The organism is Mesorhizobium shonense (assembly GCF_040545255.1).
GTDB classification, from domain to species: domain Bacteria; phylum Pseudomonadota; class Alphaproteobacteria; order Rhizobiales; family Rhizobiaceae; genus Mesorhizobium; species Mesorhizobium shonense.
The window spans coordinates 227,969-251,739 of record NZ_JBEPLM010000011.1; the positions used below are offsets into that span (position 1 = coordinate 227,969).

Below are 23,771 nucleotides of genomic sequence, written 5' to 3' on the forward strand. Positions count from 1 at the left end.
CTCTCAGCTCTTCGTCTCTGCCTTGTTCAGAACGCCGGCGGTCTCTTCGTTCAGCGCCCGTCCGGCGCGCCGCGGCTGGGTGAGCGGCGTCGGAATGGGCGTGCCGATATTGCCTTTCAGGAAACGCTGGCCGGCCCGCACGCCCTCGGCCAATTGCGTTTCGAAACGGGCCTCGTCGCGGCGGCGGACATCCTCGATGACCTCCGCGACCTCTTCCGGGTCTGCGCCCAGCGCCTCCAGCGCCGAGCCGCCGAAGACCAGCGCGGATTCGAAGGTCTCGCGCAGCTGATAGTCGACGCCGGCGCGCACGAGCTGCAGCGCGGTGCCGCGGTCGAAGGCGCGCGCCAGGATGGTGACTAAAGGAAATTCCGCCTTGATCAGCTGCGCGATGCGCACCGCTGCGTCCGGCTTGTCGACACAGATCAGCACGGCGCGCGCCCGGCCGGCGCCGGCTGCATGCAGGATGTCGAGCCGCGTGCCGTCCCCATAGTAGACCTTGAAGCCGAAATCGGCCGCTGCCTGGATCATCTCGACCTCGTTGTCGATGATCGAGACGTCGAGGCCGCGCAAAAGCAATGGCTGGCTGGCGATCTGGCCGAAGCGGCCGAAGCCGATGATCAGCACGCTGCCGGTGAGGCCGTCGGCGATGTCGACGCCTTCGAGCGATTGCTCGTCGCGCGGCGTGAGGTAGCGCAGCGCCACGATCGCCAACGGCGTCAGCACCATGGAGATGATGATGATGGCGGTCAGCGTCGCATTGGCCTGCCCGTCGATGATGCCGACAGCGGCCGCCGAGGAATAGAGCACGAAGGCGAATTCGCCGCCCTGCGCCATGAAGACGGCGCGCTCCAGCGCTTCGCGGTGGCCGCTCTTGAGCATGCGTGCGACGATATAGATGCCGAGCGCCTTCATGATCATGTAGGCGACGACATAGATGGCGACGAGGCGCCAGTTCTGGGCAACGACGCCGAGGTCGAGCGACATGCCGACGGCCAGGAAGAAGAGGCCGAGCAGAATGCCGCGGAACGGTTCGATATCGGCTTCGAGCTGATGGCGGAAGGTCGATTCGGACAGAAGCACGCCGGCGAGGAAAGCGCCCATCGCCATCGACAGGCCGGAAAGCTGCATGGCCAAAGCCGACCCAAGCACCACGAGCAGGGCAGCGGCCGTCATCACCTCGCGGGCGCGGGCTTCCGCCAGGATGCGGAACAGCGGGTTGAGCAGATAGCGGCCCGCCACCACCAGCCCGACGATCGCGGCGATGCCGATGCCGACCTCGGTCAGCCGCTCGGACAGGCTGGTGTCGGCGCCGCCGGGCGCTAGGAATGCAACCAGCGCCAGAAGCGGCACGATCATCAGGTCTTCGAGCAGAAGGATGGAGACGATGCGCTGGCCTTTTGGCGTGGCGATCTCGCCGCGCTCCTCGAGCAGCTGCATGACGATCGCCGTCGAGGTCAGCACGAAGCCGGCGCCGGCGACGAAGGACTGCGCGATCGGAAAGCCGCCGGCCAGCCCGACGCCGGTCAGAAGCAGGGAGCAAAGACCGACCTGCAGCGCGCCGAGGCCAAAAATCTCGCGACGCAGGCCCCAGAGCCGCGACGGCTGCATTTCAAGGCCGATGATGAACAGGAACATGACGACGCCGAGCTCGGCGACGTGGAGGATGGCTTCCGATTCGGAAAAGACGCGCAGCCCGAACGGCCCGATGACCACGCCGGCGGCGAGATAGCCGAGGATGGAGCCCAGCCCCATGCGCTTGAAGATCGGCACGGCGACCACGCCGGCGGCAAGCAGCGCCACCACCTGTACGAGATCGCTGCTCGATGCTTCAGCCGCCATGCCTGTCGTCCCGTTGTCTCGAAGCACTCCTTGCATGCAGCGGGAGCGCGAGGCAAGGGCAGCGAGCCTGGCGGGAAGGGTAGGGTGCCGTTGAAGCGGCCTCCGCTTGCGTGCCGGACGCTTGGCATCTATAACAACCAAATGCCTGACTATTCGTCCCGCCCGCCTCCACATATCCCGATGGATGCGCTCAGCGAAGTCCTGCAAGACTTTCGCCTGAGTGGCGTCAACTATGGCCGCTGCGAGCTCCGACATCCATGGAGCATCGCCTTTCCGCAACAGCCACTGCTTCGCTTTCACTTTGTCGGCCAGGGTCCATGCTGGATTTATACCGAAGCGGAGGGCTGGCAGGAGTTGCGCGACGGCGATCTGGCGCTGCTGCCGCAAGGCATCGCCCATCGGCTGGCCAGTGCGCCGGACGTTGTCGGCGATTCGCTCGAGGGTTGCCAGGTGAACAAGTTGGGGAGCAATGTCTGCGAAGTGGTGCGGGAAGGGACGGGCCCGACAAGCACCCTTTTCTGCGGCTCCATGGCCTTGGGCGTCTGTGCGCTCAATCCACTGATCGCGTTGATGCCGCCGATCATCAAAGGGTGCGACGTGGCTGGCAACGATCCGGTCGTCAGCCCTTTGCTGGCGGCTATGACGGCGGAGGCCGCGCAACCGCAGATGGGCAGCGCCACCATCTTGTCGCGCATGGCGGACTTGCTGACAGCCCGGCTCATCCGCTGCTGGGTCAATTGCACTGGAGCCTCGACCACCGGTTGGCTCGCCGCTATCCGCGACCCCCATATCGGCCGCGCGCTGGCAGCCATGCACCGAGACCCCGGCTATAACTGGACCTTGGAAAGCCTTGCTGGCCTGGCAGGCCAATCGCGGTCGATTTTCGCCGAGCGCTTCAGCGCTGTATTAGGGGAGGGTGCTGCACGCTATCTCGCCCGTCTGCGTATGCAGCTTGCCAGCGAGTTGTTGGGGCAAAACGGCTTGTCGGTTGCCGAGGTCGCTACCCGTTTGGGCTATGATAGCGAAGCATCCTTCGCGCGCGCGTTCAAGCGCATCACCAACGTCTCGCCAGGCGTTGTGCGCCGCACAATTCCCGGACGAATGGACATGAATTTCGGATTTTAAGATACATACCATCCGAAAGGACTCGTCTATTGAAGACCTCCAGACCTTGGAGATCTTTCAGTGACAGACACAACATTACAGCTTGAAGACGCAGCGATTGACGTCGATGCCGCCGCGCCAACCGCGTGGAACGCAGCCACGTGGTTCGCGGTCATTTCATTGGCGGCCACCAGCTTTGCCCTAGTGTCAGCCGAATTCCTGCCGGCAGGTCTGCTGACGCCAATGGCGCGCGATCTCGGCATCAGCGAAGGAACGGCCGGACAGGTCGTCACCGCCACCGCTTCGGTCGGCGCTGTGACGGCCATGTTGAGCAATGTTCTCATCGGCCGACTGAACCGCAAGACGGTGCTGGTTGTCCTCAGCGCCTTGGCGGTCGGTTCCAACCTCCTTGCAGCGCTAGCGCCCAATTTCTGGCTGTTGCTGTTGGGCCGGGCCGGACTCGGAATCGCTCTCAGCGCATTCTGGGCACTCTCGGTTGCCGTTGTGGCTAGGCTGGTTGGCGCCAATGCGACAGGTCGGGGCATGGCTATCGTCACCCTCGGCGTCTCGCTCGCCACCATTGCCGCACCATCTGCGGGTGCGTTGATCAGCGACTGGCTGGGATGGCGCAGCGCCATGGCCTTGACAGCGGGGCTGGCCGTGATTGCCATGCTGCTGCAGTGGCTTAGCCTGCCAACCCTGCCTGCCACAGCCAGCAATAGCCTCGCGGATGTATTTCGGCTGACACGGCGGCGTGGCATTCAACTCGGCATGCTGGCCATCCTTTTGCTGATGACAGGGCATTTTGCCGGGTCCGTCTATGTACGCCCCTTCCTCGAACATGTGACACTCCTTGCAACCGGGCCAATTGCCCTGGCGCTGCTCGGATTTGGCGTCGCCGCTGTGGTCGGCAATATTGCCGGTGGCCGCATGGCCGATGCCAATATCCGCATGGCTCTCGTGGGCAACGCCGCGTTGATGGCGTTTGCGGCGCTGGCATTGGTGCTTTGGGGCGTGCACATCGCCGTTGCCTTCGGATTCGTCACGCTTTGGGGCCTGGCATTCGGCATGGCGCCGGTGGTGCTGCCGACCAATCTGTCCCGCGCGGCGCCTGATGCGCTGGAGGCAGCGGGTAGCCTGATGGTCGTCTCTTTCCAGGTTGCCATCACCATCGGCGCGGTTGTCGGCGGCTATGTCGTGGACACCTATGGTGCCTCGGGGCCTTTGACCCTTACCGTCGTCCTTGCTGCATCTACACTCATGCTGGCGCTGCTACAGCCTCGTAGGTGAACTTTGCTACAGCTGACCTAAAGCGCGTCGCGTCTGAACGGCCTCACGCGACGCGCTTTAGGTGTTTGTCTTTATGCATGTCGTTGTCCCAAAACCGCTGCGCACTTTTGGGCGACATGCATTGGGCGGCCTGAATCCGGAACGCCGCGATATTGCAGCCTGGTTACACAAGTTTACGCGGCCCGGTCGTTGCGTGCCGCCACAATCAGAGGTTATGGCACGGTCGGCTTTGGCCATTGGGCTTCGGCCATTGGGAGGCAGCGGCGATGGGCCGCTGCCTTTTTTGAGGAGATGACTGACATGAAGAAGTTTTTGCTCGTTGCCGTTGGTGTTGCGGCACTGGCCGTTTCGGCCTGTTCGAAGGGACCGGAATGCACGCAAGAGATTGCTACCAAGAAGGCGCAGGACATGGCCGCCGCGCTTCAGGAAGCGATCACCAAGGATCCGAGCAAGGCGGCCGATCTGACGGCCAAGGTGCAGGCCGTGACGACGAAATACCAGAACGCCACGACGCTCGACGAAGCCTGCAAGGCCTATGACGAAGTGACCGCCGCCATCAAGGGTTGAGCTAAGTCAAAAACGAAAGAAGGCGGTAGCCACCGGCTGCCGCCTTCTGTCTGCCTGGCTGAGCGCGCTTGCTCAGTTTTTCGCGATGGAGCCGACCTCGACAGAGTCGACCCGTTTCAGGCTCATGCCGATGACCGGCACCAGTTGCTTGTCGACACGCACGGCGACCGTCACGGTCATCGAATTGTCGTCGGGGATACGGGCCTGCATGACGCCGTTCAACTGATTGCGGTTGATGGTGAAGACCACCTTCTGCGGGTCGACGACATTGCCACCGATGATGTCGAGCCCATTGCCGGCCGAGCCGCCCATGAAGTTGCCTTTGTAGCCCTCGCGGCCCTTGCGTTCCACGGTCGCGGACATCTTCTGCGTGAAGACGCCGACCCGGCAATCGCCGTCGAGGCTCATGCCGACCTTGCCGTCAGGGGTGGAGCCGTTGAAATTGCAGGTGAATTTCGTGCCCTTGTATTTGCCGGCGATGATTTCGCCAGGGCCGACCCATTTGCCTTCCACCGAACGGAAGAACTGCTTGTCCGGTTCTGCCCCAAGGGCCTTTTCGACGAGGCCGAGCGGTGCGGCGAGCGCAACTGTCACGGGCAGGACGCAGGACAAGATCACGCTTTTCATGGACGACACCCGGCACGACAGAGTCTGTTCTTGGGACAGAAACGACCATGAACAAGATTGGTTAATGCTTCGTCACCGGCGGCGGTTTCGGCATTTGCCTTACTGCTCCATTTGCCCATCTTTTCGCGTCGCGAACGAGGTCAGCGCCGAGAGGAAATCGCCAAGGCCAGGGCGCCTTGCCGCGATGAATGGCAGCGGGCGCGCCGTTTCCATCGCCGCGATGCCGATGCGCGCCGTCATCATGCCGTTGACCACGCCTTCGCCAAGCTTTGCCGAGAGCTTCGCGGCCAACCCGTGGCCGACGATCTGCTGCACGAAACTGTCGCCGACGGCGATCGAGCCGGTCACCGCCAGATGAGCGAGCACGCCGCGCGCCAGCCGGAAGAAGCCCAGCGTGCCGGGACGGCCGCCATAGAGTTCCGACAGGCGCCGGATCAGCCTGCCGGCCTCGAACACGACATAGGCGACGTCGACAAGCGCGCGCGGGCTGACCGCCGTCACCAGCGAGACGCGCTTTGCGGCCTCCAGGATCATCGTCTTGGCGCGGGCGTCGAGTGGCGACAGAATCTCGGTTTCGGCAAGTCGCACCAGATTGCCGCCGTCGATGATTTCGCCGCGCAGTTCGGCGAGCGAGCGGCGGCCGGCCGCCGTCTCGGGTTTTGCCGCGACAAAGGCGGAAAGCTCGTCGACCAGGGCGCGGGCGGCCTTGGGGTCGTCGCGCGCCACCGCATCCAAGGCACGTCTCTGCAGCTTCTCGACTTCGGCGAGGCGAGCGATGGCCAGGAATTCGCGGATTAGGATGACCAGCAGCGACAAAAGCGCGACCGCCGCCATGCCGGCCGCCAGCCATCCCAGCCATTCGGCGCGCGCGAATAGATCGCGGATGAGCTGGTCCGTCCACAGGCCGACCGCTAGCGAGACAAGCACGCCGAAGGCGCCGAAGAACAGGCGGGCGAGCAGCGAGCGTTTCCTTGGAGCGGTCGCTGGCGGCGGCGCGGCCTCTCCGATATCCGGCTCGTCGAAGACGTCGACCTCGGAAGGAATGACGACCGCGACATCGGACCTGGCGGCTTGCGGCTTGCGCGCGGGCCGTTCGTCGGTGCGATGCTTCGGCGGTGGCTCCTGCCTTGGCGCCGGCTCCGGCTCGATGCGGAAGGCCGCCGGTTTGCGGGGCGGGGTCATGCCAGGTAATCTCCGATCAGGAACTGCAGCGCGCGGTCGAGCCGGATATGCGGCAGCGAGAGCGTGACGCCTTCGGCCGTGCGCTCGAGCTTCGGCGGACGGAAGCGCACGAAACGGATCGCCGGCTCATTGCCGTCGGCCTGCGGCCCGGAAGGGTCGAAGACCGAATCGGCCTTTTCCGGCAAGTCTCCGGGGAATATGGCGGTTTCGGTTTTGCCGTCGAATGTCTCGCCGTTGATCTTCTCGCCTTTCAAGGGGGTGCCGATGATCACCGGCAATGTCTCGCGGCCCTGCTTGACCGTGCCTTCGCGGGTCGAGCGCACGGCCGCCATGGCGACGACGTCGACATCGGCGCCGCTGAAGTTCGCTCGCGCGACGGCGCGGTCCGCCAGGCGGCGCACGATCGCCTGCAGCCGGTCATGGCTTTCGTGGTGCAACTGGTCGGCCTTGGTTGCCGCCACCAGGATGCGGTCGATGCGCCTCGAAAACAGCTCGGTGACGAAATTGCCTCGTCCGGGCCGGAAGCAGGAGAGGATTTCGGTGACGGCCCGTTCGAGGTCGGCCATGGCAGCCGGGCCGGCGTTGAGCGCCTGCATGGCGTCGATCAGCACGATCTGGCGGTCGAGGCGGGTGATATGCTCGCGAAAGAACGGTTTTACGACATGCGTCTTATAGGCCTCGTAGCGCCGCTCCATCATCGCCTGCAGCGATCCAGGACGCCGCCGGCCGGACAATTTCATCAGCGGTGCGAAGGTCAGCGCCGGCGAGCCCTCCAGATCGCCAGGCATCAGGAAACGGCCGGGCGGCAGTGTCGAAAGCGCGCGCTCGTCGAGCTTGCAGGCCTTGAGGTAGGCGGCGAAGCTTTCGGCGAGACGGCGCGCCGTCATCTCGTCGGCGTCGGCGTCCGGATCGATCGAGGAGGCCAATTCGCGCCAGGCTTGCGATAGGCCTGACCGCACGGGCAGTGTCGCCAGCTCGGCCGCCTCGCGCGAAAAATCGGTGAAGGACTTGCCGAGCAGCGGCAGGTCGAGCAGCCATTCGCCGGGATAGTCGACGATGTCGACCGACAGCTTTCCCGCCGAGAACAGCCGGTTCCAGCCGGAGGCCGATTCGTATTCGATGGTGAGCCGCAGTTCGGAAATGGCGCGCGTCGAATCCGGCCAGACGCGGTCGTCGACCAGGGCGGCTATATGGTCCTCGTACTGGAAACGGGGAACGGCGTCGTCCGGCTGCTCCTCGAGGAAGGCGCGGGCGATGCGGCCCGACTTTTGCGCCTGGAACAGCGGCAGCCGGCCGCCATGGATCAAGTTGTGCACGAGAGCGGAAATGAACACCGTCTTGCCGGCGCGGGAAAGACCGGTGACGCCGAGACGCAGCGATGGGGAGAAGAGCCCTGCGGCGCGGCCCGACAACGTATCGAGCGCAATTCTCGCCTCGTCGGTGAAAGTGGTCAGCGATGATGCCAAATCTGCCTCTGGGTCGCACGTCAGGGTCCGATATAGGCCTTGGGCATGGCGTTTGAAATGGTGTCAGAGATCGGCGGGGGTCAGAAAGGCCTCGAGATAGCCATTGCCCTGGCCTGCTTCATCGAGATCACCGGGAAAGCGCACCACGGCGAGGCCGGAGGTCGGAAAACCGTGGTTCAGCATGCCGCGCGCGGTCTCGTCGCCGTCGCCCGACACCGCCATGGCGAGATCCTCCGTCATCGGGTTGTGGCCGATCACCAGCAACGAGCCGGCCCCGCCATTCTTGCGGATTATGTCGAGGTAGCCGGCGGCATCCTCGCTGTAGAGCGTGTCGAAAAACAGCACCCGGCCGGTGTCGGTGCGGCCCGCAAGACCCTCGAGCGTCTGCCGCGCCCGCTTGGCATTGGAGCAAAGCGTGACATCAGGCACATAGTTGCGGGCCCGCATGGCATCGCCCATCGCCTCGGCGTCGGCCATGCCCGATTCGTCGAGCGGACGATCGAAGTCACGAACGCCGGGCAGCGCCCATCCGGCCTTGGCATGCCTCAACAGATAAAGTCTGCTCAACCCGATCCCTCACTGGCGCCAAGCAACGAAAATTCGCCCAAGGCGTTATGGGATTAGCCACGAGAAGCGTCCCATGCACAATGGCCGGCATCGCTCAAGCATAGCGAATCGTACAGGAATTTGGCTGTGCCCTTACTGCGATAGGGCCTGTCTGTGCTGGCCTCCCCCGCACTAACAATTGCGTGAAACTGTCGCCGATTGCGCTTGTGCAGCCTTCGGTCCGCGAATATATAGGCGCCAAATTTGGGGTTGTTGGGTGAGTCGAATGAACGATATCGTTACCGCCGATTACGTACCCTCCGAAGACGAGCCGTTCATGAACGAACGGCAGAAATCTTACTTCCGCATGAAGCTTATCACATGGAAGAACGACATTCTTCGCGAAGCGCGTGAAACCCTCGAAATCCTCCAGCAAGAAAACGCCAACCATCCCGATCTAGCCGACCGCGCCTCTTCCGAAACCGACCGTGCCATCGAATTGCGCGCCCGCGATCGCCAGCGCAAGCTCATCTCGAAAATCGATTCCGCGCTGCAGCGCATCGACGAAGGCACCTACGGCTATTGCGAGGAAACCGGCGAGCCGATCGCGCTGAAGCGGCTCGACGCCCGCCCCATCGCGACGCTGTCGATCGAGGCGCAGGAGCGCCACGAGCGCCGCGAAAAGGTCTACCGCGACGATTGAGGCGGCATGCAGACAGAGATTGAAAATGGCCGGGTTTCCCGGCCATTTTCTTTTTGGGCAGCGTTCGCAGGTTGTAAAATGGGCATTCGCCGGCCGGCATCTACTCGCCCAGAGCACCCATAGTCAAGTTGACGGTGGTTCCCGTCATCCCGCTTGCCCGGTCAGAGGCCATGAAGGCGGCCATATTGGCCACCTCGTCGAGTGCCATGATGCGCCTGGGGTGCGTGGTGCCGGCGAGATAGGCCTGGAACTGGTCCCAGTTCATGCCCGAGGCCTCTGCCTTGAGCTCGAAGAGGTTCCGCATCGTGCTGGTCTCCGGAATGCCGTGCGGCCGCAGGCTGACGACGCGAATACCTTGCGGCGCAAGCTCGTAGGACAGGTCCCGGGTAAGCGCCTCCTTGGCGGCCTGCGCCGGTCCGTACCCACCGTTCAGTGGAGTCCCGATCCGCGCGGGCAGGGCGGTAACAGTCATAATCACCCCAGCCTTGTTGGGGATCATGTGTCTGGCGGCTGCGCGCGCGGTCAGGAAGTAGGACGTCGTGTAGGCTACTATCGGCAACGAAAATTGACCGATTTCCATTTTAGCCAGTGGCACGCCCAACATCGCCGCATGCGCCACACCGACGGCGTTGAACGAGATGTCGATCCGACCTGCCTTCTCGACCACGGATTGGAGATGTGTCTCCACGGCCTGTTCATCGAGCGCATCGACAGCCTCCGCTTCGGCGACACCACCCGCCCAGACGATGTCTTTCGCGGCGGCCTCGACGGGTGCTCGGTTGTGTCCAGTCAGAAAAACTTTGGCGCCCTCGCTTGCAAATGCGCGTGCGACGGCACCGCCGATCGCGCCGCCGGCGCCATAGACCACCGCAATCTTGCCCTTTAACAACATGTCCTGTTCCTTTCGGTTTTGGTTCCTGGCCGCTCGAACGCATCAGCATTGGAGCCGTCCGCCGATAAAGACACCGCCGCGCCGCGAAACTGGGCGCCGCCCATTTCGAACCTCGGCCGGTGTCTAACGGGGATGGCGCGACAGGAGACGCGGGAGAGCGCGATGACGAGTATGGCCGACCTGATCGAGATGGCCCGGGCGGGCGACGGCGATGCATTCCGGGACCTGATCGCGCCGCATAGGCGCGAGCTCCAGTTGCATTGCTACCGAATGCTCGGATCCTTCCAGGATGCCGAGGACGCTCTCCAGGACACGCTGCTCTCGGCCTGGCAGGGTTTTCACGGCTTCGAAGGGCGCGCATCGCTGCGCACATGGCTCTACCGGATTGCCACCAACCGCTGCCTCAACGCACGCCGCGCCGCCAGCCGGCGGCCCGCCAAGGCGTGGGACATTCCCGGCGTCGAACCGCCCGAACCAACCGGGCTCGGTGAGGTCGTCTGGCTGGAGCCGTTTCCCGACAGCCTGCTTGACGGCGCCTTCGACGCGCCGCTCGGTCCCGATGCGCTCTACGAGCGCACGCAGTCCATTTCACTGGCCTTCATCACCGCCATGCAGGTGCTGCCGCCCCGCCAGCTTGCCGTCCTCATCCTGCGCGATGTTCTCGGATTCGATGCAAAGGAAGTCGCCGAGATGCTGGATTCGACGGTGGAATCGGCCAACAGTGCCCTCAAGCGGGCGCGCGCCGGGCTGCAGCGGCGGCCGCCGCCATCCGCCGGCCGCGAGCCGCCGCCTGTCGCCCATTCAGAACAGGAAAAGGCGATCGTGGCGAAGTTCGTCGGAGCCTATGAAGCCGCCGACCTCGACGCACTGGTGACGCTGCTGACGGACGATGTCTTCATCTCGATGCCGCCGATGCCGCTCGAATACCAGGGTCGGGATCTCGTGCTTCGTTTCTGCGCCGGCATCTTCAGCGCGGGGCGCAGGTTCGACCTGGTGCCGACCAGGGCCAACGGCCAACCGGCCTTCGGCGCCTATCTGCGCGGATCCGACGGCATCAGCCACGGGGTCGGTCTCGTCGTGCTGACCCTGTCCGGAAAAAGGATATGCGCCATGACCAGGTTCGAAAACAGCGTACTGCCGTGGTTCGACCTGCCTAGAACGCTGCCGGGCCGATGAGCCGCCGGCCAACCAGGGTCGCGCGCTGCCGCGTCAGCGTTTGTGGCTGGCAAGCTCGCCGAGAAGTTTGGTCATCTCGTCATCGAGCGAAGGCCTCGCCGCCGGCTTGCTGCTTGCCGGCTTGGGGTGCGACTCGTCCAGCGATGCCTCGAGTTCATTCATCAGCGTATCGTCGATAGAGTCGTTGGAGGGCGGCGGCGGGACATGCCGGACGCTGCCGTTCGTTCCATAGGCAGGGAGCGGCATGACCTTCGCCGTCGGCTGGCTCGGCGCCACTGGTTTGGGCGCGGCTGCCGTCGAGCGCGGACGCGCCGGGGGCTCGGTGATCGGCGCCGGCGCAGGGGCTGGCGGCTGCCTAGGCGCTGGCGCGGGCTGCGGCGCGCGCGGGCGTGGCGCGGCGGCCTGTTGTTGGCCGCTGTCGCCGGTCAGCGCCGGGCGGCGGGGCGCGGCAAGCCTTATGTCGCGTTCGACCACGACATCGGTCGGGCCGCCGATCAGGATCAGGTGCTCGATATCGTCGCGCCGCACCAGCACCAGCCGGCGGTGGCTGTCGACAGCGGTGGCATCCATGACGGCGAGCCGCGTCTTGCGGTTCCTGCCGCCGGCCACGAAGGTGCCGAAGGTCAGGTTGCGGACCACCTTGATGACGAGGAGGACGACGACCAGCAGGATGAGGGCTGCAAACGTCCACAGGATTGCAGCGACATAACCCGGACCCGCCACGCTATCCAGCCACTGTAGCATCGGTGCACCCAATCGCCATTTGTGAGGCGCCATTCGTGAGGTGAGGCGACACTAGACCGTCGCGGCGTCTCGCCGCAAGTTCGCATCACGCATCGTGAACAGTTTGAAACATGAATCGTTGATTTTATCGGACATTTGCCGTCTGGGCCTTTTCCGCTACAGGAGAATGTGATTCAACCGGCCGTTCGCGGTGTCGGGGCATCGGAATCACGAGCAGGGGGCACATGGCCAAGGAAACGCGCGGCGATTTCTATCCGGTACCGATCGTCGACCAAAACACGCGTCCGGGCGCCGTCACCAGGCTCATCATCTTCATCGTCGTCTTGACCGGCGCCGCGATCGTCTTCGGGCTGTTCCGCGAGCGCCTCGGCGACCCCTTCCTGCTCGGCATGCTGGGCGTGCTCGCCATGATCGGCGTCGGCTTCCTATTTGCGACGGCGATCGGCTTCGTGCAGATCGCGCCGCGCTCCACCGGCGACGAGTTGTCGAAAGCCTTCGTCGATTCGATGTCGCAAGGTCTCCTGGTCACCGACACCAAGGGGCGCGTCGTCTACGCCAACCGGGCCTATGCCGACATGACGGGTGCTGCTTCGGCAGCCGACCTCAAGACGGTCGAAGGGCTGCTTTCGGATGTTCCCGAGGCCTCGATGACCATCTACCGGCTGGCGTCCGGTCTGCGCGACGGCCAGGCCGGCGACGGTGAATTCCGGCTGGCGCAGTCGATCAAACCGGGGGCCGAGCCTGGCGCGCGCTGGTACCGTGCCCGCGCGCGCGCCTTCAACGTGCCCGGCCAGCGGCTGCCGATGCTTGCCTGGCAAATCGCCGACATCTCGCAGGAGCGGGCGGAGCAGGAGCGGTTCTTCCTCGACCTGCAAAAGGCCATAGACCATCTCGACCACGCGCCGGCCGGCTTCTTCTCGGCCGACCAGGAAGGCCGCGTGACCTATATCAACGCCACCCTTGCCGAATGGCTGGGCATCGACCTTGCCAGCTTCACCCCGGGCGCGGTGACGCTGCCGGAAATCGTCGCCGGAGACGGCATGGCGCTCGTCCGCTCGGTCAAGGCGGATCCCGGCACCACGCGCAATGCCGTCATCGACCTCGATCTCACGACAATGAGCGGCCAGGCGCTGCCGGTCCGCTTCATGCATCGTGTTTCGGCGAGCCGCGAAGGCGTGAACGGGCCGACCCGCACCATCGTGCTCAACCGCACCCAGGGCGAGGACGCTTCCGCCGATCTCCGCGCCTCGGAAGTCCGGTTCACCCGCTTCTTCAACTCGACGCCGATGGCGATCGCCGGCGTCGACGCCAGCGGGCGCATCCTGCGCACCAACGCGCCGTTCCTGTCGCTGTTTTCGTCCGTCGTCGACCGCGACGCGGTAGACAGGCGCGTGCGCTTCGAGACCGTAATACATGAGCGCGACCGGCCGGCCTTCGCTGCCGCCTTCGAAAAGGCGCGGCAGCGGCAGGCCAATATCGAGCCGATCGACTCGCTGCTGCCCGGCAATGACGATCGCCACGTCCGCTTCTACGTCAACGCTGTCGCCGATGGCGCCGGCGGCGAAGGGGTGGAGGAGTCCGCTATCGTCTACGCGGTCGAGACCACCGAGCAGAAAGCGCTCGAAGGCCAGATGGCGCAGAGCCAGAAAATGCAGGCGGTCGGCCAGCTTGCCGGCGGCATCGCGCACGATTTCAACAACGTGCTCACCGCCATCATCATGGCGTCGGACCTTCTGCTCACCAACCACCGTCCGTCGGACCCGTCTTTCCCCGACATCATGAACATCAAGCAGAACGCCAACCGCGCGGCGTCCCTTGTCAGGCAATTGCTGGCCTTCTCGCGCAAGCAGACGCTGCGGCCGGAAGTGCTCAACCTGACCGATGTTCTCGCCGATCTGCGGATGCTGCTCGCCCGGCTGGTTGGCAACGACATCCGCCTGAAGATCGATCACGGCCGCGACCTGTGGCCGGTCAAGGTCGACATCGGCCAGTTCGAGCAGGTGGTGGTCAATCTCGCCGTCAACGCGCGCGACGCGATGCCAGCCGGCGGCGACCTCACCGTGCGTACCCGCAACGTCACGACCGAGGAGTGCAGATCCTTCGCCTATCGCGAGCTTACCCCGGCCGACTATGCGCTTGTCGAGGTCGAAGATACCGGCAGCGGCATCGCGCCGGACGTGCTGAAGAAAATCTTCGAACCCTTCTTCACCACCAAGGAGGTCGGCAAGGGCACGGGCCTTGGCCTCTCGATGGTCTATGGCATCATCAAGCAGACCGGGGGCTTCATCTTCTGCGATTCCGAGGTCGGCAAGGGGACGGTGTTCCGGATCTTCCTGCCGCGACACATCGCGGAGGTGAAGAAGGCGAGCGAGCCTGCCGACACCGCCGCGGTCGCCGCGGTGCCGGCCAAGTCGGCCGATGCCGTCAAGGACCTCTCAGGTTCGGCGACCGTGCTTCTGGTCGAGGACGAGGATGCCGTTCGCATGGGCGGGGTCAGGGCGCTGAACTCGCGCGGCTACACGGTCCATGAGGCGTCGTCCGGTGTCGAGGCGCTGGAGGTCTTCGAGGCCCTCGGCGGCAAGGTCGACATCGTCGTGTCCGATGTGGTGATGCCGGAAATGGATGGGCCGACGCTGCTCGGCGAGTTGCGCAAACGGCAGCCGGACATCAAGTTCGTTTTCGTTTCCGGCTATGCCGAGGACGCGTTCGCCAAAAACCTGCCCGCCGACGCGCATTTCGGTTTCCTGCCCAAACCTTTCTCGCTCAAGCAACTGGCGACCATCGTCAAGGACGTGCTGGAATCCTAAAACAGCTATCGCTTGCACATTGCCGGGAGCCTGCCATGATGGGGCGGGGTAAGTTTGCATGACAGGGAGGTAGCGTGACGCCGCACATCGAGGCGGGCAGGGGCGATTATTCCGAAACGGTGCTGCTGCCGGGCGACCCCGAGCGCGCTCAATGGATGGCGGAAACCTTTCTGGAGGCGCCGCGCTGCGTCAATCGCCGCCGGGGCGCCCTCGGCTTCACCGGCGGGTTTCGCGGCAAGCCCGTCAGCATCCAGGCAACCGGCATCGGCGTCTCGTCCTTCCTGATCTACGCCCATGAGCTGCTGGATTATCATGGGGTGAAGACGCTGATCCGCACCGGCACATGCGGCGCCCTATCGGAGGATGTTCCACTGCGCGGCGTGGTCATTTCCAGCGCCGTGCGCGCCGAGGGAGCAATCAGCGGGCAGGTTTTCGGGCTGTACCAACCGGCAGGACCGGATCAGGCCCTGCTTGCGCTGGCGCTGCGGCGGGCTGCCGATCTCGGCATCGCCTGCAGCGCTGGGCTGACCATCTGCAGCGACGTGTTCCACCATCCCGATGGCCGCGCCCGGTTCGACGAGCCAAGGACGCTCGGCGCGCTGGCGGTCGACATGGAAACGAGCGCGCTCTACCGCATCTCCGCGCAGTTCGGCGCGCGCGCCCTGTCGCTGCTGACCGTGGTCGACCACGTCGCCACGGACGAGCAGACCGACTATTCCGAACGTCAGGCGCTGTTCACCGACATGACGCGCCTGGCGCTCGAGGTCGCGGCGGCAAGCTAAAGCGCGTCGCGCTGAAACGGATTCAGGCGACGCGCTTTTAAAAGTCTTTGTTTTTATGCATGTCGTTTTCGCAAAACCGCTGCGCACTTTTGCGCGACATGCGTTAGGCGGCGACCTGTTTCAGCGCAGCCTGTTCCCCCACTGCCGGCCGGTGACGGCGCAGATAGAGCGCGCAGGTCGTGCGCAGCATCGAGGCGAAGTTCGGGATCTGGCCGTTGATCTCGATCGCCTCGTCATAGAGGGTCGAGATGAATTTGGGTGTCGTCAGGCCCTGGCTTTCGGCGATCTCGTCGAGCAGCGCCATCTTCGACAGGCCGGTGCATATGTATCGCGGCACCACTATGGCCGGCATCATCCGCGACGAGGCGCGTCACGATCCGTCGCGCGGCTTCGTCGGCGGCTACGAGATGGAGACGCTGTCGCTCGGCCTGCCGTTCATGGCCGCTTTCCTCAACCCCGGCGGCTGGGGCCGCTCCTTCACCACGGCGCTCGACCGCTACGACCACATGGCGGGCCTGTGGATCGTCGGCGAGGACATGCCGCGCGAGGAAAACCGCATCACGTTGCACAAAGACGAAAAGGACGAGCACGGGATGCCGATCGCCGACGTCCATTTCGACGACCATCCCAACGACACGGCGATGCGTGATCATGCCTACAGCCAAGGCCAGGCTTTGTATGCCGCCGTCGGCGCGACCACGACCTTCCCGACGCCGCCCTATCCCTCGACCCACAATCTCGGCACCAACCGGATGAGCGAGAAACCGGCTGACGGCGTCGTCAACAAGCATGGCCAGACGCACGACATCAAGAACCTGTTCGTGTCGGACGGCAGCCAGTTCACCACCGGCGGCTCGGAAAACCCGACGCTGACCATAGTGTCCCTGGCCATCCGCCAGGCCGACTACATCGCCGCGCAGATGTCGGCGAAAAGTATTTAGTCCTCCCGACTGCCTGCTGGCGCGGGACCCGAAAGGGTTCCGCGCCTTTTTTGTCGATCAGCGTTTCGTGCAGGTCGAGGCCGTGAAGGCGCCGTCCTGCTGCTTTAGGATGATGTCGAAGGAGGGGCCGCCCGGATCGTCCAGCGTCGCTTGCGTCAGCGAGATCGAGTTGCCGCCGCTGGTATAGCCGCCAAGCGGACCGAGCCAGCTGATCTCGCCGTTGGCGTCCATCTGGTAGTTATAGGTTCCCGAAGTGCCGAAGGTCACCGGGCCGCTATAGACATTGCCCTTGATGGTGATGTCGCCGAGGTTGAGGAACAGGCCGAGCAGGTAGACCTCGCAGTGATAGGTCCCGTCGGGCAGCTTGCCGTCGGTGAAGTCTGCGCGAGCGCCGCCGGCGGCGGACACGAGAAGCAGGAAGCTCAGGATGATGATGTGTAAGGCCATGACGTCGCTCGTTTGCGCGGCGACCTTGCCCCATTTTGCCGCCGTCCCGCAACCGTCGGCAGATTGCGGTTATGCGGAGCCGCGATTAAAGTTTGGGCATTTTTACCGTGTGAACAAAATCTGGGCAGATATGCGCAAAGTTTTCTCAATCCGTCCGCACGAGAAGAGTCCTGACATGTTCGACGGCTATGCGATAACCGATTGTAAACACTGATCTATCGCTCTGTCTCCTACCAAGCTGCCGCGTTTGGCACGTCGCTTGCACCGCTATGTTGTGATGCAAAACAACCAGCTTGGGAGCGTGGAACATGAGGGGTAATTTCTCGGCAATAACAAAAATGATTTCGGCCGGCGTGATCGCTGCCGGCCTGTCGATGTCGGCTCCCGCGAAGGCGGCCGACGACACGATCAAGGTCGGCATCCTCCATTCGCTGTCGGGGACCATGGCGATTTCGGAGACGACGCTGAAGGACGTCATGCTGATGCTGATCGAGGAGCAGAACGCCAAGGGCGGCCTGCTCGGCAAGAAGCTCGAGGCGGTCGTCGTCGATCCGGCGTCCAACTGGCCGCTATTCGCCGAAAAGGCGCGCGAACTGATCTCGAAGGACAAGGTGGCGGCGGTGTTCGGCTGCTGGACCTCGGTGTCGCGCAAGTCCGTGCTGCCGGTGTTCTCGGAACTCGACAACATCCTGTTCTACCCGGTCCAGTATGAGGGCGAGGAGAGCGAGCGCAACGTCTTTTACACCGGTGCGGCGCCGAACCAGCAAGCGATTCCGGCCGTCGACTATCTGATGAGCGCCGACGGTGGCTCGGTGAAGCGCTGGGTGCTCGAAGGCACCGACTACGTTTATCCGCGCACGACCAACAAGATCCTCGAAGCCTACCTCAAATCGAAGGGCGTTCCGGCCGAGGATATCATGGTCAACTACACGCCGTTCGGCTTTTCCGACTGGCAGACCGAAGTCTCGGCGATCAAGAAGTTCGGCTCGGCCGGGAAGAAGACGGCGGTCGTGTCGACCGTCAACGGCGATGCCAATGTGCCGTTCTACAAGGAGCTCGGCAACCAGGGCATCAAGGCCGAGGACATTCCGGTCATGGCCTTCTCGGTCGGCGAGGAAGAACTGGCCGGCCTCGATACCGGGCCGCTGGTCGGCCATCTCGCCGCCTGGAACTACTTTGAAAGCGTCGACACGCCCGAGAACAAGACGTTCATCGACGACTGGCACAAGTTCATCAAGAACGACAAGCGCACCACCAACGACCCGATGGAAGCCCACTATATCGGCTTCAACATGTGGGTGAAGGCGGTCGAGAAGGCCGGCACCACCGATCCGGACAAGGTCATCGACGCCATGGTCGGCGTGTCGGTGCCGAACCTGACCGGCGGCTATTCGACGATGATGCCGAACCATCACATCACCAAGCCGGTGCTGATCGGCGAGATCCAGGCCGACGGCCAGTTCGAGACTGTCTCGCAGACGCCGGGCCTGGTGATGGGCGACGAATGGTCGGACTATCTGCCTGACTCCAAGGAGCTGATCTCCGATTGGCGCGCGCCTCTGTCCTGCGGCAACTTCAACGTCGCCACGGGCAAGTGCGGCGGCAAGGGCACCAACTGATCACGGTCCGGACCTTGGTCCGTGACCCCTGTCGGGTTGCGGAGTGGTCCCGCGACCCGAAACCGCTGCCCGGGCGGGCACTTCGGTCCGCTCGGGTGAAATCCTCAAACCCTTGAGAGTCGTTTTGAAGACGATGACCTTGTTGCGCGCAATCGGCATGATGCTGCTGCTGACGATGGCAAGCTTGTTGCCGTCCAAGGCAGCTGAAGCCGATCTCCGCGCCATCATCGCCAAATTCGCGGCAGCTGCCAATTTCTCAGCGACCGAGGCCGTGGTGCACGAGCTTGCCGCGAGCGGCGATTCCGCCGTCGAACGCCCGCTCTCGGCGCTCGCCGACGGCAATCTCTATATCCGCAAGGCCGATTCCCAGGTCTTTGTCGGCAAGGAGGCAGGAGGCGGCATCGAACTGCTCGATCCGCTAAGCGGCGAGAAATCCGCCGACGCCGCCAAGACCGACCTCACCAAGATCAAGGTCAACAATGGCCTGCGCCGCGTCATCCGCGATGCGCTGGGCACGCTGACTTTGCGCGCCAAGGACCCGGGCGTGCGCCTCGCCGCTGCGGCGACCATGTTCAAGACCCCCGACGCGACAAACATCGAGCCGCTCGATGCCGCGATCGCCGGTGAGGCCGAACCTGCCGTCAAGGCCTTGTTCGAACAGGCGCGCGCGGCGTCGGTTCTCGTTTCCGACAGACCGGAGGCCGACAAGCTGGCCGCGATCTCGATCATTGCCGGGCGCGGTGACCGCGATGCGCTCTCGCTGCTGACCTCGGTCGAGGCCAACGCTCAAGGTGCGGTCAAGGATGCGGCGACCGGTGCCATCGGCCGTATCAATTCGACGCTGGCGCTGTGGGATGCCGGCCAGAACATCTGGTATGGCGTCTCGCTCGGATCGGTGCTGCTGCTGGCCGCGATCGGCCTCGCCATCACCTTCGGCGTCATGGGCGTCATCAACATGGCGCATGGCGAGATGGTGATGCTCGGCGCCTACACCACTTTCGTCGTCCAGCAGGTCATCCGCACGTCGTTTCCCGGCCTGTTCGACTGGTCGCTGGTGATCGCGCTGCCGCTCGCTTTCCTTGTCGCCGCGCTGATCGGGCTGGCTATCGAGCGCGGCATCATCCGCTTCCTCTATGGTCGCCCCCTGGAGACGCTTTTGGCCACCTGGGGCGTCTCGCTGATCCTGCAGCAGGCGGTGCGCACCATCTTCGGACCGACCAACCAGGAGGTCGGCAATCCGTCCTGGATGTCCGGTTCCTTCGACATCGGCCAGCTGGCCATCACCTGGAACCGGCTGTGGATCCTGGTGTTCGCGCTCGCGGTGTTCGGCGTGCTGCTCTACGTCATGAAGCGGACGCCCTGGGGGCTGCAGATGCGCGCCGTCACCGCCAACCGCCGCATGGCCGCATCCATGGGCATCAAGACACCGTGGGTCGACGCGCTGACCTTTGCGCTCGGCTCCGGCATTGCCGGTATTGCCGGCGTCGCACTCAGCCAGATCGACAACGTCTCGCCCAATCTCGGCCGCGGCTACATCATCGACAGTTTCATGGTCGTCGTCTTCGGCGGCGTCGGCAATCTCTGGGGCACGTTGGTCGGCGCCTTCTCGCTCGGCATCGTCAACAAGTTCCTCGAGCCCTATGCCGGGGCCGTGCTCGGCAAGATCGTGGTGCTGGTGCTGATCATCCTCTTCATCCAGAAGCGCCCGCGCGGCCTGTTCGCGCTGAAGGGCAGGGCGGTGGAAGCATGATCACACGAGGCTTCTTCGGCGCTGACCGTCGCATCGCGATCACCGTCCTGGTCCTGCTGGCTGCGGCGGTCGTCGTGCCGCTGCTCAACCTTGCGGTCTCGCCGACGAGCGCGCTCTATGTGCCGCCCTACATGGTGGCGCTGCTCGGCAAATACCTCTGCTATGCGCTGCTCGCCTTGGCGCTCGATCTCGTCTGGGGCTATTGCGGCATCCTCTCGCTTGGCCATGGCGCCTTCTTCGCGCTCGGTGGCTATGCAATGGGCATGTATCTGATGCGCCAGATCGGCTCGCGCGGCGTCTACGGCAACCCGATCCTGCCCGATTTCATGGTGTTCCTGAACTACAAGGAGCTGCCCTGGTTCTGGTACGGCTTCGACCATTTCTGGTTCGCAGCAGCGATGGTGCTGGCCGTGCCCGGCCTTCTTGCCTTCGTCTTCGGCTGGTTCGCCTTCCGCAGCCGCGTCACCGGCGTCTATCTGTCGATCATCACCCAGGCGATGACCTATGCGCTGCTGCTTGCCTTCTTCCGCAATGACATGGGTTTTGGCGGCAATAACGGCCTGACCGACTTCAAGGACATTCTCGGTTTCAACGTGCAGGCCGACGCGACGCGCGCGGCGCTGTTTGCGGCGAGCGCCGTGACGCTTGCGCTGGCCGTCTTCGTCACCGCGACCATCGTGCGATCCAAATACGGCAAGCTCCTGATGGCTGTGCGCGACGCCGAGGGCCGTACCCGCTTCCTCGGCTGGCGGGCGGAGAACGTCAAGCTGTTCGCCTTCACCGTCTCGGCTGTAATGGCCGGCATTGCCGGCGCGCTCTACGTGCCGCAGGTCGGCATCATCAATCCCGGCGAGTTCGAGCCGGCCAACTCGATCGAGGTGGTGATCTGGACCGCCGTCGGCGGGCGCGGCACGATCGTCGGTCCGATCATCGGCGCACTGCTCGTCAACGCCGGCAAATCCTGGTTCACCGGCGCGCTGCCGGAATTCTGGCTGTTCGCGCTGGGCGGGCTGTTCGTCGCCGTAACGCTGCTGCTACCCAAAGGTATCGTCGGCATGTGGGATTCCTGGCGCGGCAAGGCCAGGGCGCTGCACGCGGCCTCGCTCGCGGCGGAAGCCGGCGCCGATCCGGAAAAGCCAAAGCCGAAGATCGTCCGCTCGGCGGCGAGGACCCCGGGCTCCTGGTCCGCCTCCGGCCCAGAACCGCAGCCGGCCGAGTGAAGGAACCATGAGCAAGTCGAACACCATCCTCTATCTCGACGGCGTCTCGGTTTCCTTCGACGGTTTTCGCGCCATCAACAATTTGTCGCTGGTGCTCGACAAGGGCGAGATGCGCGCGATCATCGGTCCCAACGGCGCCGGAAAGACGACGATGATGGACATCGTCACCGGCAAGACGCGGCCGGACGAGGGCGAGGTGTTCTTCGACGGCCAGGTCGACCTTACCCGGCATGACGAGGCCGAGATCGCCATGATGGGCATCGGCCGCAAGTTCCAGAAGCCGACCGTCTTCGAAAGCCACAGCGTCGAGGACAACCTGATGCTGGCGCTGAAGGGGCCGCGCTCGATTTTCCCTGCTTTGTTCCACCGCCGCTCGGCCGCCGAGGCGCGGCGCATCGACCACATTCTCGGCATCATCCGTCTCGGCGACAAGCGCGAGGAGCTTGCCGCCAACCTAAGCCACGGCCAGAAACAGTGGCTGGAGATCGGCATGCTGCTGGCGCAAGACCCGAAGCTGCTGCTTGTCGACGAGCCGGTCGCCGGCATGACCGATGCCGAGACCGAGGAGACCGCGCACCTGCTCAAGGATATTGCGCGCGACCATTCGGTGATCGTGGTCGAGCACGACATGCATTTCGTGCGCGAGCTCGGTGTCAAGGTCACCTGTCTGCACGAAGGCTCGGTGCTGTCGGAAGGCACGCTCGATTTCGTTTCGGCCGACGAACGTGTCGTCGAAGTCTATCTGGGGCGATGAACATGGTCTGGCGGGTTCCGTTCCACCGTTTCGAGTTCGCTTTCCTGAAGCGGCGGAGAAGGGGCTGACCATGCTCGAAGTCTCCAATGCCACGCTCCATTACGGCGCCGCGCGGGCGCTGCGCGGCGTTTCGCTGAAAGCCGGCGCCGGCAAGATCACCTGCGTGCTCGGCCGCAATGGCGTCGGCAAGACCAGTTTGATGAGATCGATCGTCGGCCACCACCGGCTGACGAGCGGAAGCGTTGCCTTCGAGGGGAAGGCGCTCGACCGGAGCGCGGCGTATGACCGCGCCCGGTCGGGCATCGCATTCGTGCCGCAGGGCAGGGAGATTTTTCCCCTGCTCACGGTGCGCGAGAATCTGGAATCGGGATTCGCGCCGCTGAGGCGCGGCGACCGCACCATTCCGGCGCATGTCTTCGAGCTGTTTCCGGTGCTGAAGCAGATGCTGTCGCGGCGCGGCGGCGACCTGTCGGGCGGTCAGCAGCAGCAGCTCGCCATCGGGCGGGCGCTGGTGATGCGGCCGAAGCTTCTGGTGCTTGACGAGCCGACGGAAGGCATCCAGCCGTCGATCATCAAGGATATCGGCCGCGCCATCCGCTATCTGCGCGACCAGGCGGGGATCGCCGTGCTTCTGGTCGAGCAATATCTCGATTTCTGCCGCGATCTCGCCGACGAGATCAACATCATGGACCGCGGCCAGATCGTGCACACCGGTCCGGCCGAAGATCTCGACAGGGCGGACGTGAGGAAGTTCCTGACGGTGTAGTGCAGCTCAGATGTGCGGCGGCTCCGGCATCGTCATCAATGGGCGAAGCAAGGAGCGAAGCGACGCAGCGCAGACCCATGCCGTGACGTCGGTCGAAGAGTGCTGCGCTGCAGAATAGATTCATTGTTCCGCGCCATGCCGAGTTCCGCGCCGTTACTGACGCTTGGAAGTAACGGCATGGATCCTCGGGTCTGCGCTCCGCTTCGCGTCGCTACGCCCAAGGATTGTTTGAGAAGGATCGGGTAGTTTGGCGGCCGGGACTGCAGGCCCATCACAGCCAGCAGTCCCGGCGGCAGGCGACCGTCCTAAGGACCGGGTAACACCCGACGTCATCATGGTCCCTGCCGTCTTTGTCCGCCATCGCTTGGAGAGTTGATGGCCGCTGGCCTGAGCCACGCCCGCAAACAATCCGAAGCCTTTTAAGGATACCACCAGCATGGCCTTCTTGCACCACCAGCCGCAGCTGTGCCTCGGCTTCGACATCGCCAAGGACACCATCACCGTCGCCGACGGCACCACCACCCGCACCATAGCCAATCAGCGGCGTGC

The 23,771-nt window shown here is 64.1% G+C and carries 20 protein-coding genes and 2 pseudogenes; 13 read left to right on the forward strand and 9 right to left on the reverse strand.

The window, feature by feature from the left end; genetic code table 11:
- Nucleotides 1-3: 3 nt before the first annotated feature.
- Nucleotides 4-1,839 carry a monovalent cation:proton antiporter-2 (CPA2) family protein gene (locus ABID26_RS25860; RefSeq protein WP_292344694.1) on the reverse strand — a complete coding sequence of 612 codons (1,836 nt, stop codon included), beginning with the start codon at nt 1,837-1,839 and terminating at the stop codon, nt 4-6.
- 141 nt (nt 1,840-1,980) lie between these two features.
- On the opposite strand from ABID26_RS25860, the gene ABID26_RS25865 reads away from it, so the two are divergent.
- From ABID26_RS25865 to ABID26_RS25875, 3 genes are all read left to right on the forward strand, one after another.
- Nucleotides 1,981-2,964 (forward strand): AraC family transcriptional regulator, encoded by a 984-nt coding sequence (locus ABID26_RS25865; protein WP_292344695.1) that lies wholly within the window; start codon nt 1,981-1,983, stop codon nt 2,962-2,964.
- 60 nt (nt 2,965-3,024) lie between these two features.
- The gene (locus ABID26_RS25870; protein WP_292344696.1) at nt 3,025-4,233 is read left to right on the forward strand and encodes an MFS transporter; all 1,209 of its coding nucleotides are present in this window, start codon (nt 3,025-3,027) and stop codon (nt 4,231-4,233) included.
- Between the two features lie 300 nt (nt 4,234-4,533).
- Complete coding sequence (locus tag ABID26_RS25875) at nt 4,534-4,800, forward strand: hypothetical protein (RefSeq protein ID WP_059185639.1); 267 nt, start codon at nt 4,534-4,536, stop codon at nt 4,798-4,800.
- Nucleotides 4,801-4,872: 72 nt separating this feature from the next.
- Here the strand turns inward: ABID26_RS25875 and ABID26_RS25880 are convergent, their stop codons facing one another.
- The 4 genes from ABID26_RS25880 to ABID26_RS25895 form a co-directional block, all read right to left on the reverse strand.
- Entirely contained in the window at nt 4,873-5,427 is a 555-nt protein-coding gene (locus tag ABID26_RS25880) for a hypothetical protein (RefSeq protein ID WP_292304203.1), read from the reverse strand.
- 99 nt (nt 5,428-5,526) lie between these two features.
- Nucleotides 5,527-6,609, reverse strand: a complete 1,083-nt coding sequence (locus tag ABID26_RS25885) for a YcjF family protein (protein ID WP_126100512.1) — start codon at nt 6,607-6,609, stop codon at nt 5,527-5,529.
- A complete protein-coding gene (locus tag ABID26_RS25890) occupies nt 6,606-8,075 on the reverse strand; it encodes a YcjX family GTP-binding protein (protein WP_292344697.1) in 1,470 nt (489 codons plus the stop codon). The genes ABID26_RS25885 and ABID26_RS25890 overlap by 4 nt, the downstream gene beginning before the upstream one ends.
- 63 nt (nt 8,076-8,138) lie before the next feature.
- Nucleotides 8,139-8,642: a SixA phosphatase family protein gene (locus ABID26_RS25895; RefSeq protein ID WP_126100510.1), complete on the reverse strand. Its 504-nt coding sequence runs from the start codon at nt 8,640-8,642 to the stop codon at nt 8,139-8,141.
- A 265-nt stretch (nt 8,643-8,907) separates the two neighbouring features.
- Between ABID26_RS25895 and dksA the strand changes: the two genes are divergently transcribed.
- Nucleotides 8,908-9,324 carry an RNA polymerase-binding protein DksA gene (gene dksA / locus ABID26_RS25900; protein WP_059185643.1) on the forward strand — a complete coding sequence of 139 codons (417 nt, stop codon included), beginning with the start codon at nt 8,908-8,910 and terminating at the stop codon, nt 9,322-9,324.
- 100 nt (nt 9,325-9,424) lie between these two features.
- Here dksA and ABID26_RS25905 read toward each other — a convergent pair whose 3' ends face one another.
- Nucleotides 9,425-10,216, reverse strand: a complete 792-nt coding sequence (locus tag ABID26_RS25905; RefSeq protein WP_292373589.1) for an SDR family NAD(P)-dependent oxidoreductase — start codon at nt 10,214-10,216, stop codon at nt 9,425-9,427.
- 162 nt (nt 10,217-10,378) lie between these two features.
- Between ABID26_RS25905 and ABID26_RS25910 the strand changes: the two genes are divergently transcribed.
- A complete protein-coding gene (locus ABID26_RS25910) occupies nt 10,379-11,392 on the forward strand; it encodes a sigma-70 family RNA polymerase sigma factor (protein WP_126100508.1) in 1,014 nt (337 codons plus the stop codon).
- 33 nt (nt 11,393-11,425) lie between these two features.
- On the opposite strand, the gene ABID26_RS25915 is transcribed toward ABID26_RS25910, so the two are convergent.
- Nucleotides 11,426-12,136, reverse strand: a complete 711-nt coding sequence (locus ABID26_RS25915) for a flagellar biosynthetic protein FliO (RefSeq protein WP_292373587.1) — start codon at nt 12,134-12,136, stop codon at nt 11,426-11,428.
- Nucleotides 12,137-12,360: 224 nt separating this feature from the next.
- On the opposite strand from ABID26_RS25915, the gene cckA reads away from it, so the two are divergent.
- Together cckA and ABID26_RS25925 are read left to right on the forward strand one after the other, a co-directional pair.
- Nucleotides 12,361-14,943 carry a cell cycle histidine kinase CckA gene (gene cckA / locus ABID26_RS25920; RefSeq protein ID WP_126100506.1) on the forward strand — a complete coding sequence of 861 codons (2,583 nt, stop codon included), beginning with the start codon at nt 12,361-12,363 and terminating at the stop codon, nt 14,941-14,943.
- A gap of 74 nt (nt 14,944-15,017) precedes the next feature.
- Nucleotides 15,018-15,725, forward strand: a complete 708-nt coding sequence (locus tag ABID26_RS25925; protein ID WP_126100505.1) for a purine-nucleoside phosphorylase — start codon at nt 15,018-15,020, stop codon at nt 15,723-15,725.
- A gap of 103 nt (nt 15,726-15,828) precedes the next feature.
- On the opposite strand, the pseudogene ABID26_RS25930 reads toward ABID26_RS25925, so the two are convergent.
- Nucleotides 15,829-16,026: pseudogene (locus ABID26_RS25930) on the reverse strand (ribbon-helix-helix domain-containing protein); the annotation flags it as partial.
- On the opposite strand from ABID26_RS25930, the pseudogene ABID26_RS25935 reads away from it, so the two are divergent.
- Nucleotides 16,025-16,666 (forward strand): annotated as a pseudogene (locus tag ABID26_RS25935) (GMC oxidoreductase); the annotation flags it as partial. The pseudogenes ABID26_RS25930 and ABID26_RS25935 sit on opposite strands and share 2 nt — an antisense overlap.
- Before the next feature lie 57 nt (nt 16,667-16,723).
- On the opposite strand, the gene ABID26_RS25940 reads toward ABID26_RS25935, so the two are convergent.
- Entirely contained in the window at nt 16,724-17,113 is a 390-nt protein-coding gene (locus ABID26_RS25940; protein ID WP_126100504.1) for a hypothetical protein, read from the reverse strand.
- A 308-nt stretch (nt 17,114-17,421) separates the two neighbouring features.
- Here ABID26_RS25940 and urtA point away from each other — a divergent pair, with 308 nt between their 5' ends.
- From urtA to urtE, 5 genes are all read left to right on the forward strand, one after another.
- The gene (gene urtA / locus ABID26_RS25945) at nt 17,422-18,732 is read left to right on the forward strand and encodes an urea ABC transporter substrate-binding protein (protein WP_292303096.1); all 1,311 of its coding nucleotides are present in this window, start codon (nt 17,422-17,424) and stop codon (nt 18,730-18,732) included.
- A 133-nt stretch (nt 18,733-18,865) separates the two neighbouring features.
- On the forward strand, nt 18,866-20,482 hold the full coding sequence (gene urtB, locus ABID26_RS25950) for an urea ABC transporter permease subunit UrtB (protein ID WP_126100502.1): 1,617 nt from the start codon (nt 18,866-18,868) through the stop codon (nt 20,480-20,482).
- Nucleotides 20,479-21,702 carry an urea ABC transporter permease subunit UrtC gene (urtC, locus tag ABID26_RS25955; RefSeq protein ID WP_292303095.1) on the forward strand — a complete coding sequence of 408 codons (1,224 nt, stop codon included), beginning with the start codon at nt 20,479-20,481 and terminating at the stop codon, nt 21,700-21,702. Before urtB ends, urtC begins: the two co-directional genes overlap by 4 nt.
- Before the next feature lie 7 nt (nt 21,703-21,709).
- Nucleotides 21,710-22,456 carry an urea ABC transporter ATP-binding protein UrtD gene (urtD, locus tag ABID26_RS25960; RefSeq protein WP_292303094.1) on the forward strand — a complete coding sequence of 249 codons (747 nt, stop codon included), beginning with the start codon at nt 21,710-21,712 and terminating at the stop codon, nt 22,454-22,456.
- A gap of 70 nt (nt 22,457-22,526) precedes the next feature.
- The gene (gene urtE, locus ABID26_RS25965) at nt 22,527-23,222 is read left to right on the forward strand and encodes an urea ABC transporter ATP-binding subunit UrtE (protein WP_126100499.1); all 696 of its coding nucleotides are present in this window, start codon (nt 22,527-22,529) and stop codon (nt 23,220-23,222) included.
- The last annotated feature ends 549 nt before the right edge of the window (nt 23,223-23,771 follow it).

What these genes read in the sequence shown, in the direction of transcription:
- ABID26_RS25860 (WP_292344694.1), bottom strand. Translation starts at nt 1,839, where the DNA reads ATGGCGGCTGAAGCATCGAGCAGCGATCTCGTACAGGTGGTGGCGCTG.
- ABID26_RS25865 (WP_292344695.1), top strand. Translation starts at nt 1,981, where the DNA reads ATGCCTGACTATTCGTCCCGCCCGCCTCCACATATCCCGATGGATGCG.
- ABID26_RS25875 (WP_059185639.1), top strand. Translation starts at nt 4,534, where the DNA reads ATGAAGAAGTTTTTGCTCGTTGCCGTTGGTGTTGCGGCACTGGCCGTT.
- ABID26_RS25880 (WP_292304203.1), bottom strand. Translation starts at nt 5,427, where the DNA reads ATGAAAAGCGTGATCTTGTCCTGCGTCCTGCCCGTGACAGTTGCGCTC.
- ABID26_RS25885 (WP_126100512.1), bottom strand. Translation starts at nt 6,609, where the DNA reads ATGACCCCGCCCCGCAAACCGGCGGCCTTCCGCATCGAGCCGGAGCCG.
- dksA (WP_059185643.1), top strand. Translation starts at nt 8,908, where the DNA reads ATGAACGATATCGTTACCGCCGATTACGTACCCTCCGAAGACGAGCCG.
- ABID26_RS25905 (WP_292373589.1), bottom strand. Translation starts at nt 10,216, where the DNA reads ATGTTGTTAAAGGGCAAGATTGCGGTGGTCTATGGCGCCGGCGGCGCG.
- ABID26_RS25910 (WP_126100508.1), top strand. Translation starts at nt 10,379, where the DNA reads ATGACGAGTATGGCCGACCTGATCGAGATGGCCCGGGCGGGCGACGGC.
- ABID26_RS25915 (WP_292373587.1), bottom strand. Translation starts at nt 12,136, where the DNA reads ATGCTACAGTGGCTGGATAGCGTGGCGGGTCCGGGTTATGTCGCTGCA.
- cckA (WP_126100506.1), top strand. Translation starts at nt 12,361, where the DNA reads ATGGCCAAGGAAACGCGCGGCGATTTCTATCCGGTACCGATCGTCGAC.
- ABID26_RS25940 (WP_126100504.1), bottom strand. Translation starts at nt 17,113, where the DNA reads ATGGCCTTACACATCATCATCCTGAGCTTCCTGCTTCTCGTGTCCGCC.
- urtA (WP_292303096.1), top strand. Translation starts at nt 17,422, where the DNA reads ATGAGGGGTAATTTCTCGGCAATAACAAAAATGATTTCGGCCGGCGTG.
- urtB (WP_126100502.1), top strand. Translation starts at nt 18,866, where the DNA reads ATGACCTTGTTGCGCGCAATCGGCATGATGCTGCTGCTGACGATGGCA.
- urtC (WP_292303095.1), top strand. Translation starts at nt 20,479, where the DNA reads ATGATCACACGAGGCTTCTTCGGCGCTGACCGTCGCATCGCGATCACC.
- urtD (WP_292303094.1), top strand. Translation starts at nt 21,710, where the DNA reads ATGAGCAAGTCGAACACCATCCTCTATCTCGACGGCGTCTCGGTTTCC.
- urtE (WP_126100499.1), top strand. Translation starts at nt 22,527, where the DNA reads ATGCTCGAAGTCTCCAATGCCACGCTCCATTACGGCGCCGCGCGGGCG.